A 14,856-nucleotide genomic window follows, 5' to 3' on the forward strand; every position below is an offset into this window, starting at 1 on the left:
AGCCTGTCATGAGCCAGCACGTCGCCGTCGTCGAATGGAACCGGGGCGATCAGCCCTTCAGCGACAACAAATACGGACGCGGCCATGACTGGCGCTTCGACGGCGGCGCGGTGGTGCGCGGGTCGTCGGCGCCCTCGCCCATGATCCCGCCGCCCCTGTCGGAAGAGGCGGCGGTGGACCCGGAGGAGGCCCTGGTCGCCGCCCTGTCCAGCTGCCACATGCTGTTCTTCCTGGCCTACGCCCGCAAGGACGGCTTCGTGGTCGACTCCTATCGCGACGAGGCGGAAGGAACCCTGGGCAAGGATGAGCGCGGCAAGATGTCGATCACCGAGATCGTTCTGCGCCCGGCCGTGACCTGGTCAGGCGACAAGCTGCCGGATGCGGCGGCCATCGCCGACCTGCATCACCGCGCCCATGACGTCTGCTACATCGCCAACTCGGTCCGCGCCGAGGTGAAGGTCGAACCGCGTTGAGCCTTCCTTAGGCCGTCTCCTCTTCGATCAGGGAGCGGAAGGCGGCGTGGGCGGCGGTCATGCCGTCCGTCGTCGCCAGGGTGATGTTGCCTGCCGGCCGCGCCAGGTCGCCGGCGGCGAAGACGCCCGGCTGGCTGGTCTGCTGCTGGGCGTCGACCTTGACGATGCGGCCCATGGGGGTGTCGGTCATCTCGCAGCCCAGGCGCTCGGCGAAGCCGCCGGACTGCCGCACATGGGCGCCGACGAAGACGGCCTTCAGCGGGATGAAGCGGCCGTCGACCAGCTGCGCCCCGGTCAGGGTCGGCGCCTCGCCTTCCAGCCGTTCGACGGGCGTCGGTTCGATGATCACGCCGCGCCGCGCCAACACGCGCGCGTCGTCTTCGCTTAAGCGCGCCGGGTCGATGAACAGCACGGCCTGGCCCCATTCGGCGACGACGCTCGCATACTGGACCGCATGGTCGCCGCGCCCCAGAACGCCGATCGGCCCGCCGCCGACCTCATAACCGTGACACCACGGGCAGTGCAGGGCGGTGCGGCCCCAGCGCTCCTTCACGCCGGGCAGGTCGGGCAGGACGTCCTCGACCTCGTGGGCCAGGATCAGGCGGCGACCCATGGTGCGGCTGCCGTCGGCGAAGGCGACCGAGAAGCCGCCGTCGATGCGCGTCGCGTCCACCGCCTCGGCCATGCGGAAGGCGGCGGTGGGATAGGCCGCGACCTGGGCGCGGGCGGCGGCGGCGATCTCAAACCCCGGGCGGCCGTCGTTGCTCAGCACCCCGTGCGCGCGAGCGGCGAAGCGGTTCCGGGGGCGGCCGTCGTCGATGACCAGGACGCGGCGGCGCGCCCTTACCAACTGCAGGGCGGCGGACAGACCCGCGTAGGAGCCGCCGATGACGACGGCGTCATGGGGCATCGGATTTTCGCGCGTGTGCATGGAGCAGGTCTCTCTTGGGGTAGGCGGCCAGCCGGCGCGAGAAGTCCGCCGCCAGATCGGCCAGGGTGATGGAGTCCAGCCGCGCGGCCAGCAGGGCGCGGGCGGCGGCGTAGGTGTCGGACAGGGCGTCGTTGACGGCGGCCTCGATCAGGCAACCCTCGGCCTCGACCGGCGGCGTTTCGGGAAGCAGGCCGGGCTCGCCCAGGGCGGCGTGGACCTGGCCCAGGGTGACGGCCTCCAGCGGTCGCGCCAGCCGCCAGCCGCCGCCGTGGCCTTTCTCGGACACGACCAGCCCCTGTTCGCGCAGGCCCGCCATGGTCCGGCGGACCACGACCGGATTGGTCGACAGGCAGGCCGCCAGCATGTCCGAGGTCATCGGTCGGCCGCAGCGCTGTTCGTGCTCGGCCATGTGCAGCAGGGCATGAAGGATGTTGGAGAGGCGGGAGTCTCTTTTCATGTAACTTCAATTGTTACGTGATGGGGCGTGCGTCAAGACGCGGCCGCGTGATTATTTTCAGGCGTGAGGCGCGCTGTCCTTCAGGAAGGCGGTGAAGCGGCGCAGCGCCTCTTCGGTCAGTTCGGGGTGGTGGCGCATGGGGCCGTTGTTGGTCGGCTCGTCAAAGGCGTGGGTGCCGTCGGCGACCCAGCTTTCGACCTCCGAGCCGCAATCGCGGATCATGGCGTTGACCCGTTCGGCGTTGCGCACGGTGGTCAGGTGGTCGCGTTTGGCCGTCAAAGCCAGGACGCGCGGGCAGTGCCGCCAGGGCTTCATCCGGTTGAAGGCCCAGGGGCCGATATAGGAATAGGCCAGCCAGACGGCCTTGACGCCGGACAGGTCGACGCTGGCCGGGTCAGCGACCCCCATGCGGCCGGGCGCGGGCGTCTCGCTCATCATCTCCATGACGGCCCAGCCGCCGTGGCTCCAGCCGCCCAGCGCCAATTGCGTGGGGTCCACGTCGGGCCGCTGAGAAATCCCGTGGATGGCCGCCAGTACGTCGCCCGCGCGCTCGTAGCCCCGAAACAGCAGGCCGGTGCAGACGGTGGTCAGGGTGAAGGGCCGCCCCCAGCCGCGCGGTCCGTAGGAATCGACGATGACGGCGCGCCAGCCCGCCGCCTTCGCCGCCTCGGCGTAGCGCGGCAGGTGGGCCCGCAGCCCGCCGCAGCCGTGGAACAGCAGAACTGCCGGGCGGCGCTTGTCGTCCTCCGGTCCGACGACGTGAACATGGGGCTCTAGCTGGGCCCAGCGGGCGACGACGGTGTCCATCGGCGCAGCTTAATCCGTCCCGTCGCCGAAGAAAGGGGTCTTGCGCTTTCGATATATCGATATATCTGTTTGCAAGTTAGATATATCGAAGTGAGAGATGAAATGAGAGGATCCAAGGGGATCGGAAAGCGCGGCTGCGGCATGAAGCATGGCGTCATGCGCGGCCACGGCGGCCCGTTTCGGTCGATGCGGCCGGAAGGGCGTCGCCTGGGCGAGGGCCGGATGCGCGGCGAGGGCCACGGCCGACGCGGCGGCGGCCGCATGTTCGAACACGGCGCCCTGCGCTGGGTGCTGCTGTCGCTGATCGCGGACAAGCCCAGCCACGGCTATGAGCTGATCAAGGCCATCGAGGCGCGCATCGGCGGCGCCTATACGCCCAGTCCCGGAGTCATCTACCCCAGCCTGACCCTGCTGGAGGACATGGGCGCCGTCAGCGTCGTCGCCGAGGGCGGAAAGAAACGCTATGCGATCACCGACGAGGGGCGCCGTCTGCTGGTCGAGAACGTCGAGGCCCTGGCCCATGCCGAGCGCAAGATGAAGGCCCTGCGCGGCCGGGCCGACCGTCCGGCGCGCATCGCCCAGGCCATAGAGACCTTCCGCGCGGCGGCCCATGAGCGTCTGACGCAGGAGCCGCCGCTGAGCGAGGCCCAGGTCGAGGCCATCGCTGATCTGATCGAAGCCGCAGCAGAAAAGGTGAGACAGGCATGACCGACGCCCTGCTGAGACAACCGCGCCGCGTGCGGCACGAGCTGAAGTTCCGCCGGGCCCGCGTGGAGGCGGTGGAGCAGCTGACGCCGGTGCTGAAGCGGATCGTCCTGACGGGCGATGAGCTGGAGGGCTTCTTCAGCCCCGGCTTCGACGACCACGTGAAGATCTTTCCCACGCCGCGCGGCGAGCCTCTGGTGTTGCCGACGCTCGGGCCGGACGGGCCTGTGTTTCCCGAGCCCCGGCCGGTGGCGCGGGACTATACGCCGCGCGCATTCGACGCCGCGAACTGGCGGCTGACCATCGACTTCGCCGTCGGTCACGGCGGTCCGGCGACGGCTTGGGCCGAGGATGCGCGGCTGGGGGACGAACTGGGTTTGGGCGGGCCGCGCGGCTCCTTCCTGATCCCGACCAGCTTCGCCGAGCACCTGCTTGTCGGCGACGAGGCGGCCATCCCCGCCATCGCTCGGCGCCTGGAAGAGCTGCCCGCGACCGCGCGCGCCATCGCCTGCATCGAGGTGAACGACGCCGGCGGAGAGCTGGATCTGCCCAGTCCGGCGAACGTTGAGATCGTCTGGGTGCATCGCAACGACGGCCCGCGCGGCCGCGCCGAGGCCCTGACGGCGGCGGCGGTCGCGGCGGCGAAACGGATCGACCCGGCCGACGCCTATGTCTGGGTCGCCTGCGAGTCCTCGGTCGCTCGCTCGATGCGGGCGGCGTTGCTGGCGGCTCGGCCGTTCAACCAGAAATGGATGAAGGTCGCCGGCTACTGGCGCCTGGGCCGCGCCGGCTCGCACGAGGTGATCGAGGACTGAGGCCCGACCGGGCCTTGGCCAAAGATAAAGGGCGCTGCCGACGACCGGCAGCGCCCTTCTTCTTGCGCTCATGTAGCGAGCCGCCGCGCGGCTCGCGTTAGCGCCCTTCCAGCTTAGTGCCGGAAGACGCGCACGCCGGTGAACGCCATGGCGATGCCGCGTTCGTCGGCGGCGGCGATGACCTCCTCGTCGCGGATCGAGCCGCCCGGCTGGATCACCGCCGTGGCCCCGGCGGCGACGGCTTCCAGCAGGCCGTCGGCGAAGGGGAAGAAGGCTTCCGACGCACAGGCCGAACCCTCGGCCAGGGAGTGGGCCAGACCCTTGGCCTCGCCGGCTTCCTTGGCGCGGATGGCGGCGATGCGGGCACTGTCGCGACGGTTCATCTGGCCGGCGCCGATGCCCGCCGTCTGGCCGTCCTTGGCGTAGACGATGGCGTTGGACTTGACGTGCTTGGCCACGGTGAAGGCGAACAGCATGTCCTGGATCTCGGTCGGCGTCGGCTGGCGGCGCGTGACGATCTTCAGGTCGGACGGCTTGATCAGCGAGCGGTCGCGCGACTGCACGAGGAAGCCGCCCGCCACCGAGCGGAAGACCTCGCCCGGCCCGTGCGGGTCGGGCAGGCCGTCGGTGATCAGCAGGCGCAGGTTCTTCTTGGCGGCGAAGACGGCCTTGGCCTCGTCGTCGGCGCCCGGCGCGATGACCACCTCGGTGAAGATGTCGGTGATGGCGCGCGCGTCGTCGCCGTTCAGCGGGCGGTTGACGGCGATGACGCCGCCGAAGGCCGACACCGCGTCGCATTCCAGCGCGCGGGCGTAGGCTTCCGACAGGGTGTTTCCGACAGCCACGCCGCAGGGGTTGGCGTGTTTGACGATGACGCAGGCCGGGGCCTCGAACTCGGCCACCAGCTCATAGGCGGCGTCGGCGTCGGCGATGTTGTTGTAGCCCAGCTCCTTGCCCTGGATCTGGGTGGCGTAGGCCACGCCCGGACGACGCTCGCCGGTGCGGTAGAAGGCGCCGGTCTGATGCGGGTTCTCGCCATAGCGCAGCGTCTGGGCCAGCGAACCGGCGATCGACTTGCGCGCCGGGGCGGCGTCGTTCAACTGGCCGGCGAACCAGCACGAGACGGCGGCGTCATAGGCGGCGGTGCGGGCGAAGGCGCGGGCGGCCAACTGCTTGCGCAGGGCCAGGGAGGTCGAACCGTCAGCCTTCAGCGCCTCGACGATCAGGCCGATGCTCTCGGCGTCCACGGCGACGGCGACGTGGCCGTGGTTCTTGCTGCCCGAACGGATCATGGCCGGGCCGCCGATGTCGATGTTCTCGATGGCCGCTTCAAAGCCGCCGCCGTCCTCGACCGTCTTCTCGAAGGGATAGAGGTCGATCCAGACGATATCGATCGGGCCGATGCCGTGCTCGGTCATGGCGGCGGCGTGGGCCGGAGCGTTGCGAACGCCCAGCAGGCCGCCGTGCACCACGGGATGCAGCGTCTTGACCCGGCCGTCCATCATTTCCGGGAAGCCGGTCAGGTCGGCCACGTCCTTGACCGGCAGGCCGAAGCCCGCGATCGCCGCCTTGGTGCCGCCGGTCGAGACCAGTTCGACGCCCAGGCCGGCCAGGGTGCGCGCGGCGTCTTCCAGCCCCGCCTTGTCCGACAGGGAGATCAGGGCGCGGACGGGTTTGATCGCGTCCGGGGCGGGCGGAAAGTCGGGAGCGGCGGGCATGGGCGGCGTCCGTTTACGGCTGGGGCGGGGAGATGGCGGGGCCTCTAGCACCAACGGGGCGCGGCGTCAGCCCTTGGCTTCCCTCCACACCGTCATCCTCGGGCTTGACCCGAGGATCGAGTTGTCCGCCACTCGACGGCATATGAACGAGCGCCGCCCCTTCATCGCCACCTATATTCTGGCCAGCCGCCCACTCGGCGTTCTTTATGTCGGCATGACCTCGAACCTGTACGAGCGTACTCGTCAGCATCGTGAGGACCGCATCGAAGGCTTCGCTCAACGATACGGCTGCAAAACCCTGGTCTGGTACGAGAGGCACGGCTTCGTCACAGAGGCGATCAAGCGCGAGAAGGCCCTCAAGCGCTGGAACCGGACATGGAAGTTGGAACTGGTCGAGCAGACCAATCCGCAGTGGCAAGACCTCTATTCCAGCCTGTGTGGACTGGCGCCTGATCCTCGGGTCAAGCCCGAGGATGACGGAGAGGGGGAAGAGAAGCGTCGGGGCCCTCCTCCGCCGCCTCGACGACGTTTAGCTCGGATCGCCGCTCGCGCCCGCCGGGCTCAGCTTCCAGCGGACCTTGGTCTCGGCGTCGGTGCGGGCCGAGCCGCGCACGACGATCTGCAAGGAACGGCGGGTCAGGCCCTCGTCGATGTGGACGGCGGGCTCGATGGCCACGTCGGGGCCGTCGCTGCGGAACCACCAGCCGCGCCCGGACGGGCCGCGCAGCAGGATGGAGCGACGGTCGCGAGCCAGGGAGGCCTGGACGCCGGGCTCAAGCTGGAAGCGCAGGGCGTAGGGGGCGGCGATGGCGCGGGTCGCTTCTGGGCGGCCTTCGGGCGGATGCAGCCGCTCTTCGGCGCGCAGTTCGTCCAGCCGCTGATCGATGTAGAGGCGGCGCTGGTGCATCAGACCATAGAGCGGCATCCAGCCGTCGTGCTCGACCTCCAGCCAGACGGCGCCGTCGCCTTCCTGATGCTGGCGCGTGACGTGCAGGGCGGGGCCGACCAGGCGCGGACCCAGAAGCTCGCTCTTCCAGCCGGACAGGGGCTCGCCCAGCGGTTGTTCGCCCAGCGTCAGGGTCGAGGCGCCGGGCGTCAGCCGCAGGGCCTGGCGGTCCAGGGCGCGCGGCGTCCATCCGGCCGAGGTGAACAGGCGGTCGCGGCCGCAGACGACCTCCAGCGCGGCGGGCTGGCCGCAGGCGGCGGCCGACCAGGCGTTGCGAGCCGGGGCCTCGACATCGATCATGACGGTCAGCAGCGGGCTGGAGACGCGCAGCAGGCCGCCGACGGCGCCGCTGGCCGGAGCGGCGGGCGCATCGTCATGGGCGCGGGCGGCGGCGATGCGTTCGGGCGTCGAGGGGCCGCCGCCCTGGAACACGGCCAGGCGTCGATCGGGCAGGGTCTGGACGCGCAGGGCCAGGGTCAGACGCGAGATGGCCTCGGCCACCGGCTCGGGCGTCACCTCCGACAGCTGGGCCAGGGCGTCGTCCAGCGTCAGCAGGTCGAGCAGCAGCTCCAGCCCCATCTCCGGCGCGCGCGAAGCGTGGGCGCCGTCGGCGGCGACCGTGGCGGCCAGGGCGCCGGGCAGACGTTTCAGCGCCTTGTTGCGGATGGCGGCGCCGGCCTTGCCGGTCAGGGCGCAGCCGGCGACGGCGGCGGCCGTCAGACGCTCGGCCCGGCCCATGATCCCGCCAGGCGGCCGCAGCAGCTGGCGCGCCTGATGGGCCAGGATGTCGGTCAGCTGCAGCCGCTCGACCTCGGTGGCTGCGCCCGCCAGCCGCCGTCCGGCGCAGGCCAGGTGATAGACGCGGCGGGCCAGGATGTCGGGATCCCAGGAGAAGGGCGACCAGCGGCTGAACACCTCGCGCCAGGCCAGGGTCATGGCCAGGGCCTCGCGCGCGCCGCGATCGCCCTGGGCCATCATGGCGGGCATCCAGTTGAAGCTGTGCAGCTCGACCGCGAAGGCGCGGCTGGGGGTGGGGCTGTTCCACAGCGCCACCGGGCTGTCGGCGTCCAGGCTCAGCCCCGCCAGCGTCAGCTTGCCCGACAGCAGGGGGCGCGGGGCTTCTTCGGGCAGGGGGCGGAAATCGCGCGGACTGACGGCGAAGCCCTCGGCGGTCGGTCCGCCCAGAGTCAGGCCGTAGCCGGGCAGGCCGTACAGCTCGACCCACAGCTGGCGCGCGGCCAGCCCCTTGGCGACCGAGGCCCACAGGCGCGGGTCGGGCCGGGCGCCCGAGGCGCTACGGACGGGCGTGCGCATGGGCGCGCCCTTCAGGCCGGGGATGTGCCCCTCGGCCAGGGGGACGTCGCTGTCGCGCGGGGCGAAGGGGCCGAGGGGGCTCACGCGGCGGCGGCCTTCAGGGCCTGGATGTTGGCGGCGTAGGCGTCCGGCCCGCCCTTGAAGACGAAGGAGCCGGCGACCAGGGCGTCGGCCCCGGCGGCGACGCAGGCCCCGGCGTTGGCGGCCACGACGCCGCCGTCGACCTGCAGGTGGGCCTTGGACCCGGCGCGGTCGAGGATGGCGCGGGCGCGCTCGATCTTCCTCAGCGAGGATTCGATGAATTTCTGACCGCCGAAGCCGGGGTTCACCGACATGATCAGCACCAGGTCGACCAGATCGACGGTCTCCTCCAGCACGCTCAGCGGCGTGGCCGGGTTGAACACCAGGCCCGCCTTGGCGCCCAGCTGGCGGATCTGGCCGAGCGTGCGGTGGACGTGCGGGCCGCTTTCGGGGTGGACGCTCATGACGTCGGCGCCGGCGGCGCGGAAGGCCTCCAGCCAGTTGTCGACCGGCGCGACCATCAGGTGCACGTCGAACGGCAGGCTGGTGTGCGGGCGCAGGGCCTTCACCACGTCCGGGCCGATGGTCAGATTGGGCACGAAGTGGCCGTCCATGACGTCGACGTGGATCCAGTCGGCTCCGGCGGCTTCCAGGGCGCGGATCTCCTCGCCCAGCTTGGAGAAGTCGCTGGCCAGGATGGAGGGGCAGATCAGCGGGGCGGCGGTCGCGGGCGTCTGGGTCATGGTTCTGCGACTTAGGGCCCCTCGGCGCGGGGAGCAAGCCGGGCCGCTGCCGCAGGCCGCATCCTGGCGACGACAAGCTGTTCATTGGCGCTTCGTGAACGGCGGGCGGTGGTCGTTGGCGAAGACGCGGCGGTCGTGGACGCAAGGCCGCTGGCGGGGTTCGGCGCGGCGAGGAAGGAAGGCGATGACTTCTCGCCCCGCCCATAAGGACGCTCTCCATGATCCGCCTTGTCGTTATCGCCGCCGCCCTCGCCGCCGCCCCTCTGTCCGTGGCCGTTCCGGCCGTCGCCCAATCCGCCGACAGCCGCCTGACCTTCACCTTCGAGACGGGGGCCGAGACCGGCGCCGTCATGGTCGCCCTCTACGCCGATGAGGCGGCCTATGAGAGCGGCGCGCCCAGCCGCGCGGCGCGGGTCGATGTGGCGGCGGGCGAGCGCGCCGCCGTGTTCGAGAACCTGCCCGCGGGCGCCTACGGCATGAAGGCGTTCCACGACGTCAACGGCAACGGAAAGATGGACGTGAATCCGTTCGGCATGCCGACCGAACCCTTCGCCTTCTCCAACAACGCCGTCGGCAACATGGGGCCGGCCAAGTGGGACCGCGCCCGCTTCGACGTCTCGGGCGCCACGGCCCAGACCATCCGCATCCGCTAAGCCTTGTTGTCTGAAGAGACCGCCATGACCCCGACCCGCCGCACCCTGTTCATGGGCGCCGCCGCCCTTTCCGGCGCGTTGGCCGCCGCCCGCGTCCTGGCCCCTGATCGGGCCTATGCGCTGCAAGCCTTGGCGGCGACCGCCGACTGGTCCTTGGCCACCGCCGACGTCGAGGGCGACATCGCCCCGCGCGCCCTGCGTCTGGTGCGCGGCCGGGCGCCGCAGGGGCTGTCGGGCAGCCTCTATCGCAACGGTCCGGCCAAGTTCCGGCGGCCCGGCGGTTCATCCCAGCACTGGTTCGACGGCGACGGCCTGATCCGCCGCTGGCGGGTGCAGGACGGTCAGGCCAGCCTGGCCGCCCGCTTCGCCGACACCCGCAAGCGGCGCCAGGAGGCCGAGGTCGGCGCCATGTTGATGCCCGGCTTCGGCACGGTCGGCGATCCGCGGGCCCGCATCGGCTCGGCCGACGACGCCAGTCCGGCCAACACCTCGGTGCACAAGGTCGGCGGCAAGCTGTGGGCGCTGTGGGAGGCCGGCTCGCCCCTGGCCATGGATCCCGAGACGCTGGAGACCGAGGACTTCGTCACGCTGCGTCCCGATCTGAAGAACATGCCCTTCCTGGCCCATCCGCGCATCGAGCCGGACGGCCGCATCTGGAACCTGGGCGTGAACGGCAAGCAGGCCATGGTCTGGCGTCTGGCGGCGGACGGCGCGCTGGAGGACGCCGAGGTGATCGCCCTTCCGCGCGCCAGCTACATCCACGACTTCAGCGCCACGGCCCGGCATCTGGTCGTCGTGCTGCAGCCCTGGGTGCATGTCCGCAACGTCGCGCCGATGTCGGCGGGCTTCGACTGGACGCCTGAGGCGGGGACGCAGGTGCTGGTGGTCGACAAGGCGGACCTGACCCAGCGACGGATCTACGACCTGCCGCCCTTCGGCTTCTTCCACGTCGGCGACGCCTGGGACGAGGCGGACGGCACGATCCGCTTCGACCTGTGCGCGCACAAGGACATGGACTTCGCCGCGCGCGGCGCCCAGGAGGTGCTGAACGGCGTGCCGCTGGGCGGCGAACCGGCCGAGCTGGCCATGGTCGTGCTGTCGCCGAACGGGCGCGGGCGGCTGGAGCGGACGGGCGTCGTCGGCGAGTTCCCCCGCAGCGACCCGCGCCGGGCCGGCCTGGCGCGCCGTTTCAGCCTGCACACCACGGGCGAGCGCGCCGACAGGCCCCTGGCTTCGGCGGTCGCCGTCACCGACTGGTCGTCCGGCCGCACGCGGTCCTTCGACTTCGGTCCCGGCCATGTGACGGACGAGATGGTCTACGTCCCCAAGCCCGGCGGGACGCACGAGGCCGACGCCTGGCTGGTGGGTCCGACCATCAATCTGAAGGCGGGGGTCAGCGAACTGCATGTCCTGGATCTGATGCACGTCGAGGACGGCCCGGTCGCCACCTGGCGCGCTGACGTGGCCCTGCCGGCGGCGTTTCATGGGAACTGGGCGTGAAAGCCACACCGCGCCATCGCCTCGTTGCGGTCCGTCGGCGCGCGGTTGACCCCCGCCGCCGAACGGGCCAAGACCCCTTCGCCGCCCAGATGCCTATCCTGGGGCGGCGTCTTTTTGGAAACCCTCAGATGAACCCCGAAGACCGAAGTCCGTCTTCAACTTCTTCGACGCTCTGAGGACGCTCCGCTTCCGCGCGAGGGCGTCCTCGCGAAAGGAAGCGACTTATGCTGAACGCCTATGACTGGCGCGCCGATCGGCTCGTGCGCCTGGATACGGCCGTGGATCACGGCCCCGCCTGCTGGATCGACCTCGTCTCCCCGACCGCCGATGAGGTGGCGGCGCTGGAAACCCTGACCGGCATCGACATCCCCAGTCGGGATGAGATGGACGATGTCGAGCCGTCGGCCCGCCTCTACGCCGAAGACGGCGGCGTCTTCATGATCGCCGCCGTGGCCACGGATCTGGAGACCCACGACCCGGTCAAGACGCCCGTGACCTTCATCCTCAAGGGCGGGCGGCTGGTGACGGTGCGCTACGGCCAGCCGCGCTCCTTCCAAGTCTTCATCGCTCGCGCCACCCATAAGCCGGGCGAGAAGCTGGCCGGCGGCGAGGCCATCATGATGGGGCTGATCGAGGCCGTCATCGACCGCTACGCCGACGCCCTGGAGGTCAAGGGGCTGGAGCTGGACGCCATCTCGCGGATGATCTTCCGCAAGCGCGACCCCAAGGCGGTGGAGAGCCACAATCTGCAGGCGGTGATCCAGGATATCGGCCGGGCGGGCGACTTCCTGGCCCTGATCCGCGAGAGCCTGTCCAGCCTGCAACGACTGCTGGCCTATCACGCGGCGCTGTCGGGCGCGCGCGCCGGGGGCAAGGCGGACCGCGAGGCGCGCCAGACCGTGCGCCTGCTGCAACGCGATGCGGCGGCGCTGAGCGAACTCAGCGTCTCCATGTCGTCCAAGGTGAGCTTCCTGATGGACGCCACCTTGGGGCTGATCAATCTGGAGCAGAACCAGATCATCAAGATCTTCTCGGTCGCAGCCGTGGCCCTGCTGCCCCCGACGCTGATCGCCTCCATCTACGGCATGAATTTCGAGGTCATGCCCGAGCTGCAATGGCGCTACGGCTATCCGGCGGCGGTGGGGGCGATGATCCTGTCGGCCGCCCTGCCCTACTTCTTCTTCCGCAAGAAGCGCTGGCTGTAGGGGCTCACCACCAACCCGCGTCGCGCAGGGCCTTGGCGTAGCGGCGGCTGACGGGGACGACCAGTTCGCCGCCGGGGCCGCCGTCCAGCGTCAGGGCGGCGCGGCCGTCGCCGCGCGCGACCGAGGCCACGGCGCCCTTGGCCGCCCACCAGCTGCGGTGGGTCTGGGCGCCTTCCAGCCCTTTCAGTTCGCCCAGGGCGTCGGACAGCCGCATCAGGATCAGGTCCGAGCCTCTGTCGGTATGAAGGCGCAGATAGTGGTCCTCGGCCTGGACCGCGATCAGCCGCGCGCCGCGCAAGCGAGGCGGCAGGCGGTCGAGGAAGCGGGCGGGCGCGGCGCCGGGCGCGGCGGCGTGGGTCTCGATCGGCTGCTTACGGCCCAGGAAGATGTTCAGGATGCTGAGCACGGCGGTGATCAGGGCGACCGGCGGGAAGAAGTGACGCAGGTCGTCGGCGTGGCGCAGACGTCCTTCGAACATCAGGCCGGTCATGGCCCAGACCATGAGCGTCAACGGCCCGGTGATGACCAGGGTCAGGGCGGCGGCGCCCAGCCAGGGGCGCGCATCCACGTCGATGAACCGCTCGACCAGCAGGCTGCACAGGTGCCCCCACAGGCCGCCGACGACAAGTACGGGCACCCAATAGACCAGACGCTGCGCCAGCGGCGCGCCGTTGGAGCCGAAGGCTCCGCCGAGCGCCAGGAAGACGCCGGCACCCACGGCCATCGCCAGGCCGCGCAGGAAGTCGCGCGCCTGGGAGCCCGGCGAGAAATCAAGTCGAGGCGTCATGCGCGCGTCGGACCGCAGACGGCGCGGAACCCGGCGGCGGCGAAACGCACCATGTAGTCGCAGGCGCTGTCCAGATCGCCCGACTGGCACAGCCCGCCCGACAGGCGGTCGAGGCGACCCGTCTCGCCCAGGGTCAGGGTCAGGGCCCCCGACAGATTGTGATAGGCCCAGTAGAGGTCGGCCTCGTCCGCCTCGGGCATGATGCGCTTGACCAGTTCCAGCAGGCGTCGGATCGCCGGGTCGAAATAGCGGGCCATGGTCTCGCCGCCGAAGGCGGGGTTGGCGTTGGTCTGGGCCACCAGGGCGGCGTAGTGCTTCCACCCCGGCCCGCCCTTCAGCGACCACTGGAACGGCGGGCGCAGGAAGGCCTCGAACAACCCCTCCAGCGTCATGGCGTCGCCCGCCGCCTCGGCGTAGCGGTCGATGGCGGCGACGCGCTCGGCGTTCCACACCTCGGCGCGGCGATTGAAGACGGCGTCGAACAGCTCCTTCTTGGCCCCGAAATAATAGTGGACCAGGGCCGTATCCACGCCCGCCTCGCGCGCCACCTCGCGGATGGTGACGCCGTAGAAGCCGTGCTTGGAGAACAGATCCTCGGCCGCGTTCAGGATGGCGTCGCGCGTCTCGCCCGCCGCGGCCGCCTTGGTCTTCTTGGGGCGCCCGCGCCGCGCGGGGGCGGCGGGCAGCGGCGGAATCTGGGGCGGCGGCAGATCACTTTTCGTCATGGCCGGAAGCTAGTCGCGCTTTGGGGGTTAGTGCAACGGCGCCACAGGGCGGGCCTTTCCGTGACGGAAATCAGGCTTGGCCGTTTGACAGGCGGGCGAAAGATCGTCACCAATGCAAAAAATCATTGAACGCTGAATAAAAGCGTCGATCGGGCCGGAAACAAGATTGGGATGCACATGAACAGACTCGTGAAGACCGCCTTGCTGGCGGGCGCCGCTTTCGGCGTGATGACCACTGCGGCGCAAGCTCAGGAGGCGGCGCCTGTCGGCGAGCAGGTTTCGTCCGTCGACGACATCATCGTCAGCGCGCGCCGTCGCGACGAAGCGCTGAAGGACGTGCCGGTGGCGGTCTCCGCCTTCTCGGCCGAGCAACTGGAGCAGAAGGGTTCGGCCGACATCACCGAACTGACCCGTTCGGCGCCCAGCCTGACGTTGCAGGCCGCCCGCGGCTCCAACTCCACCCTGATCTCCTTCATCCGCGGCGTGGGTCAGCAAGACCCGCTGTGGGGCTTCGAGCCGGGCGTCGGCCTCTATATGGACGACGTCTACATCGCCCGCCCGCAGGCGGCCGTTCTGGACATCTTCGACATTCAGCGCATCGAGATCCTGCGCGGTCCCCAAGGCACGCTCTACGGCCGCAACACCATCGGCGGCGCGATCAAATACGTCACCAAGCGCATCGACGCCGATGAGCCTCAGGGCCAGGTCCGCGCCTCCTACGGCAGCTACAACCAGCGCGATCTGGTCGCTTCGGCCGAGCTGCCCTTCAACGACAAGTTCGCGGTCTCGGCGGCGGTCGCCCGCTATCTGCGCGACGGCTACGGCACGAACCTGAACACGGGCAATGAGCACTACAACAAGGATGTGACGGCGGCCCGATTCAGCGCCGAATGGACGCCGACGGACAATCTGTTCTTCCGCCTGGCCGGCGACATCGTGAAGGACGATTCCAACGCCCGTCACGGCCACCGTGAACTGGCCCCGAGCCCGGCCGACGTCTACGACACCAACGCAGGCGCAGGCGATGCGAACCGGGTCGAGTCCAAGGGGCTGTCG

14 protein-coding genes and 2 pseudogenes are annotated in these 14,856 nt (G+C 70.4%); 8 read left to right on the forward strand and 8 right to left on the reverse strand.

Features of this window, described 5'->3' with window-relative positions:
* Window positions 1-8: 8 nt before the first annotated feature.
* Window positions 9-473: an OsmC family protein gene (locus tag FGL25_RS16360; RefSeq protein WP_046652609.1), complete on the forward strand. Its 465-nt coding sequence runs from the start codon at window positions 9-11 to the stop codon at window positions 471-473.
* A 7-nt stretch (window positions 474-480) separates the two neighbouring features.
* On the opposite strand, the gene FGL25_RS16365 is transcribed toward FGL25_RS16360, so the two are convergent.
* Genes FGL25_RS16365 through FGL25_RS16375 form a run of 3 tightly spaced genes read right to left on the reverse strand, consistent with a single transcriptional unit; the run spans window position 481 to window position 2,668 of the window.
* Window positions 481-1,404 (reverse strand): NAD(P)/FAD-dependent oxidoreductase, encoded by a 924-nt coding sequence (locus FGL25_RS16365; RefSeq protein ID WP_252970231.1) that lies wholly within the window; start codon window positions 1,402-1,404, stop codon window positions 481-483.
* Window positions 1,373-1,861, reverse strand: a complete 489-nt coding sequence (locus FGL25_RS16370) for an Rrf2 family transcriptional regulator (protein WP_138142283.1) — start codon at window positions 1,859-1,861, stop codon at window positions 1,373-1,375. Before FGL25_RS16370 ends, FGL25_RS16365 begins: the two co-directional genes overlap by 32 nt.
* 57 nt (window positions 1,862-1,918) lie before the next feature.
* A complete protein-coding gene (locus FGL25_RS16375; RefSeq protein ID WP_138142284.1) occupies window positions 1,919-2,668 on the reverse strand; it encodes a dienelactone hydrolase family protein in 750 nt (249 codons plus the stop codon).
* A 102-nt stretch (window positions 2,669-2,770) separates the two neighbouring features.
* On the opposite strand from FGL25_RS16375, the gene FGL25_RS16380 reads away from it, so the two are divergent.
* Together FGL25_RS16380 and FGL25_RS16385 are read left to right on the forward strand one after the other, a co-directional pair.
* On the forward strand, window positions 2,771-3,376 hold the full coding sequence (locus FGL25_RS16380) for a PadR family transcriptional regulator (RefSeq protein WP_167493366.1): 606 nt from the start codon (window positions 2,771-2,773) through the stop codon (window positions 3,374-3,376).
* Entirely contained in the window at window positions 3,373-4,188 is an 816-nt protein-coding gene (locus FGL25_RS16385; protein WP_138142286.1) for a siderophore-interacting protein, read from the forward strand. The genes FGL25_RS16380 and FGL25_RS16385 overlap by 4 nt, the downstream gene beginning before the upstream one ends.
* A 113-nt stretch (window positions 4,189-4,301) precedes the next feature.
* Here the strand turns inward: FGL25_RS16385 and purH are convergent, their stop codons facing one another.
* A complete protein-coding gene (gene purH, locus FGL25_RS16390; RefSeq protein WP_138142287.1) occupies window positions 4,302-5,906 on the reverse strand; it encodes a bifunctional phosphoribosylaminoimidazolecarboxamide formyltransferase/IMP cyclohydrolase in 1,605 nt (534 codons plus the stop codon).
* 142 nt (window positions 5,907-6,048) lie between these two features.
* Between purH and FGL25_RS17840 the strand changes: the two are divergent.
* Window positions 6,049-6,276, forward strand: a pseudogene (locus FGL25_RS17840) (GIY-YIG nuclease family protein); the annotation flags it as partial.
* Window positions 6,277-6,435: 159 nt separating this feature from the next.
* On the opposite strand, the gene FGL25_RS16400 reads toward FGL25_RS17840, so the two are convergent.
* Together FGL25_RS16400 and rpe are read right to left on the reverse strand one after the other, a co-directional pair.
* Window positions 6,436-8,250: a heparinase II/III family protein gene (locus FGL25_RS16400; protein WP_138142288.1), complete on the reverse strand. Its 1,815-nt coding sequence runs from the start codon at window positions 8,248-8,250 to the stop codon at window positions 6,436-6,438.
* On the reverse strand, window positions 8,247-8,930 hold the full coding sequence (rpe, locus tag FGL25_RS16405) for a ribulose-phosphate 3-epimerase (RefSeq protein ID WP_138142289.1): 684 nt from the start codon (window positions 8,928-8,930) through the stop codon (window positions 8,247-8,249). The genes FGL25_RS16400 and rpe overlap by 4 nt, the downstream gene beginning before the upstream one ends.
* 218 nt (window positions 8,931-9,148) lie before the next feature.
* On the opposite strand from rpe, the gene FGL25_RS16410 reads away from it, so the two are divergent.
* The 3 genes from FGL25_RS16410 (at window position 9,149) to FGL25_RS16420 (ending at window position 12,288) form a co-directional block, all read left to right on the forward strand.
* On the forward strand, window positions 9,149-9,583 hold the full coding sequence (locus FGL25_RS16410) for a DUF2141 domain-containing protein (protein WP_138142290.1): 435 nt from the start codon (window positions 9,149-9,151) through the stop codon (window positions 9,581-9,583).
* 24 nt (window positions 9,584-9,607) lie between these two features.
* Complete coding sequence (locus FGL25_RS16415) at window positions 9,608-11,083, forward strand: carotenoid oxygenase family protein (RefSeq protein WP_138142291.1); 1,476 nt, start codon at window positions 9,608-9,610, stop codon at window positions 11,081-11,083.
* A 224-nt stretch (window positions 11,084-11,307) separates the two neighbouring features.
* A complete protein-coding gene (locus FGL25_RS16420; protein ID WP_052747993.1) occupies window positions 11,308-12,288 on the forward strand; it encodes a magnesium transporter CorA family protein in 981 nt (326 codons plus the stop codon).
* A gap of 4 nt (window positions 12,289-12,292) precedes the next feature.
* On the opposite strand, the gene FGL25_RS16425 is transcribed toward FGL25_RS16420, so the two are convergent.
* Together FGL25_RS16425 and FGL25_RS16430 are read right to left on the reverse strand one after the other, a co-directional pair.
* Window positions 12,293-13,075: a LytTR family DNA-binding domain-containing protein gene (locus tag FGL25_RS16425; RefSeq protein WP_138142292.1), complete on the reverse strand. Its 783-nt coding sequence runs from the start codon at window positions 13,073-13,075 to the stop codon at window positions 12,293-12,295.
* On the reverse strand, window positions 13,072-13,800 hold the full coding sequence (locus FGL25_RS16430; protein ID WP_088410686.1) for a TetR/AcrR family transcriptional regulator: 729 nt from the start codon (window positions 13,798-13,800) through the stop codon (window positions 13,072-13,074). Before FGL25_RS16430 ends, FGL25_RS16425 begins: the two co-directional genes overlap by 4 nt.
* 228 nt (window positions 13,801-14,028) lie before the next feature.
* Between FGL25_RS16430 and FGL25_RS18050 the strand changes: the two are divergent.
* A pseudogene (locus FGL25_RS18050) lies at window positions 14,029-14,397 on the forward strand (TonB-dependent receptor plug domain-containing protein); the annotation flags it as partial.
* Between the last annotated feature and the right edge of the window lie 459 nt (window positions 14,398-14,856).

The organism is Brevundimonas vancanneytii (assembly GCF_901421975.1).
GTDB lineage: Bacteria > Pseudomonadota > Alphaproteobacteria > Caulobacterales > Caulobacteraceae > Brevundimonas > Brevundimonas diminuta.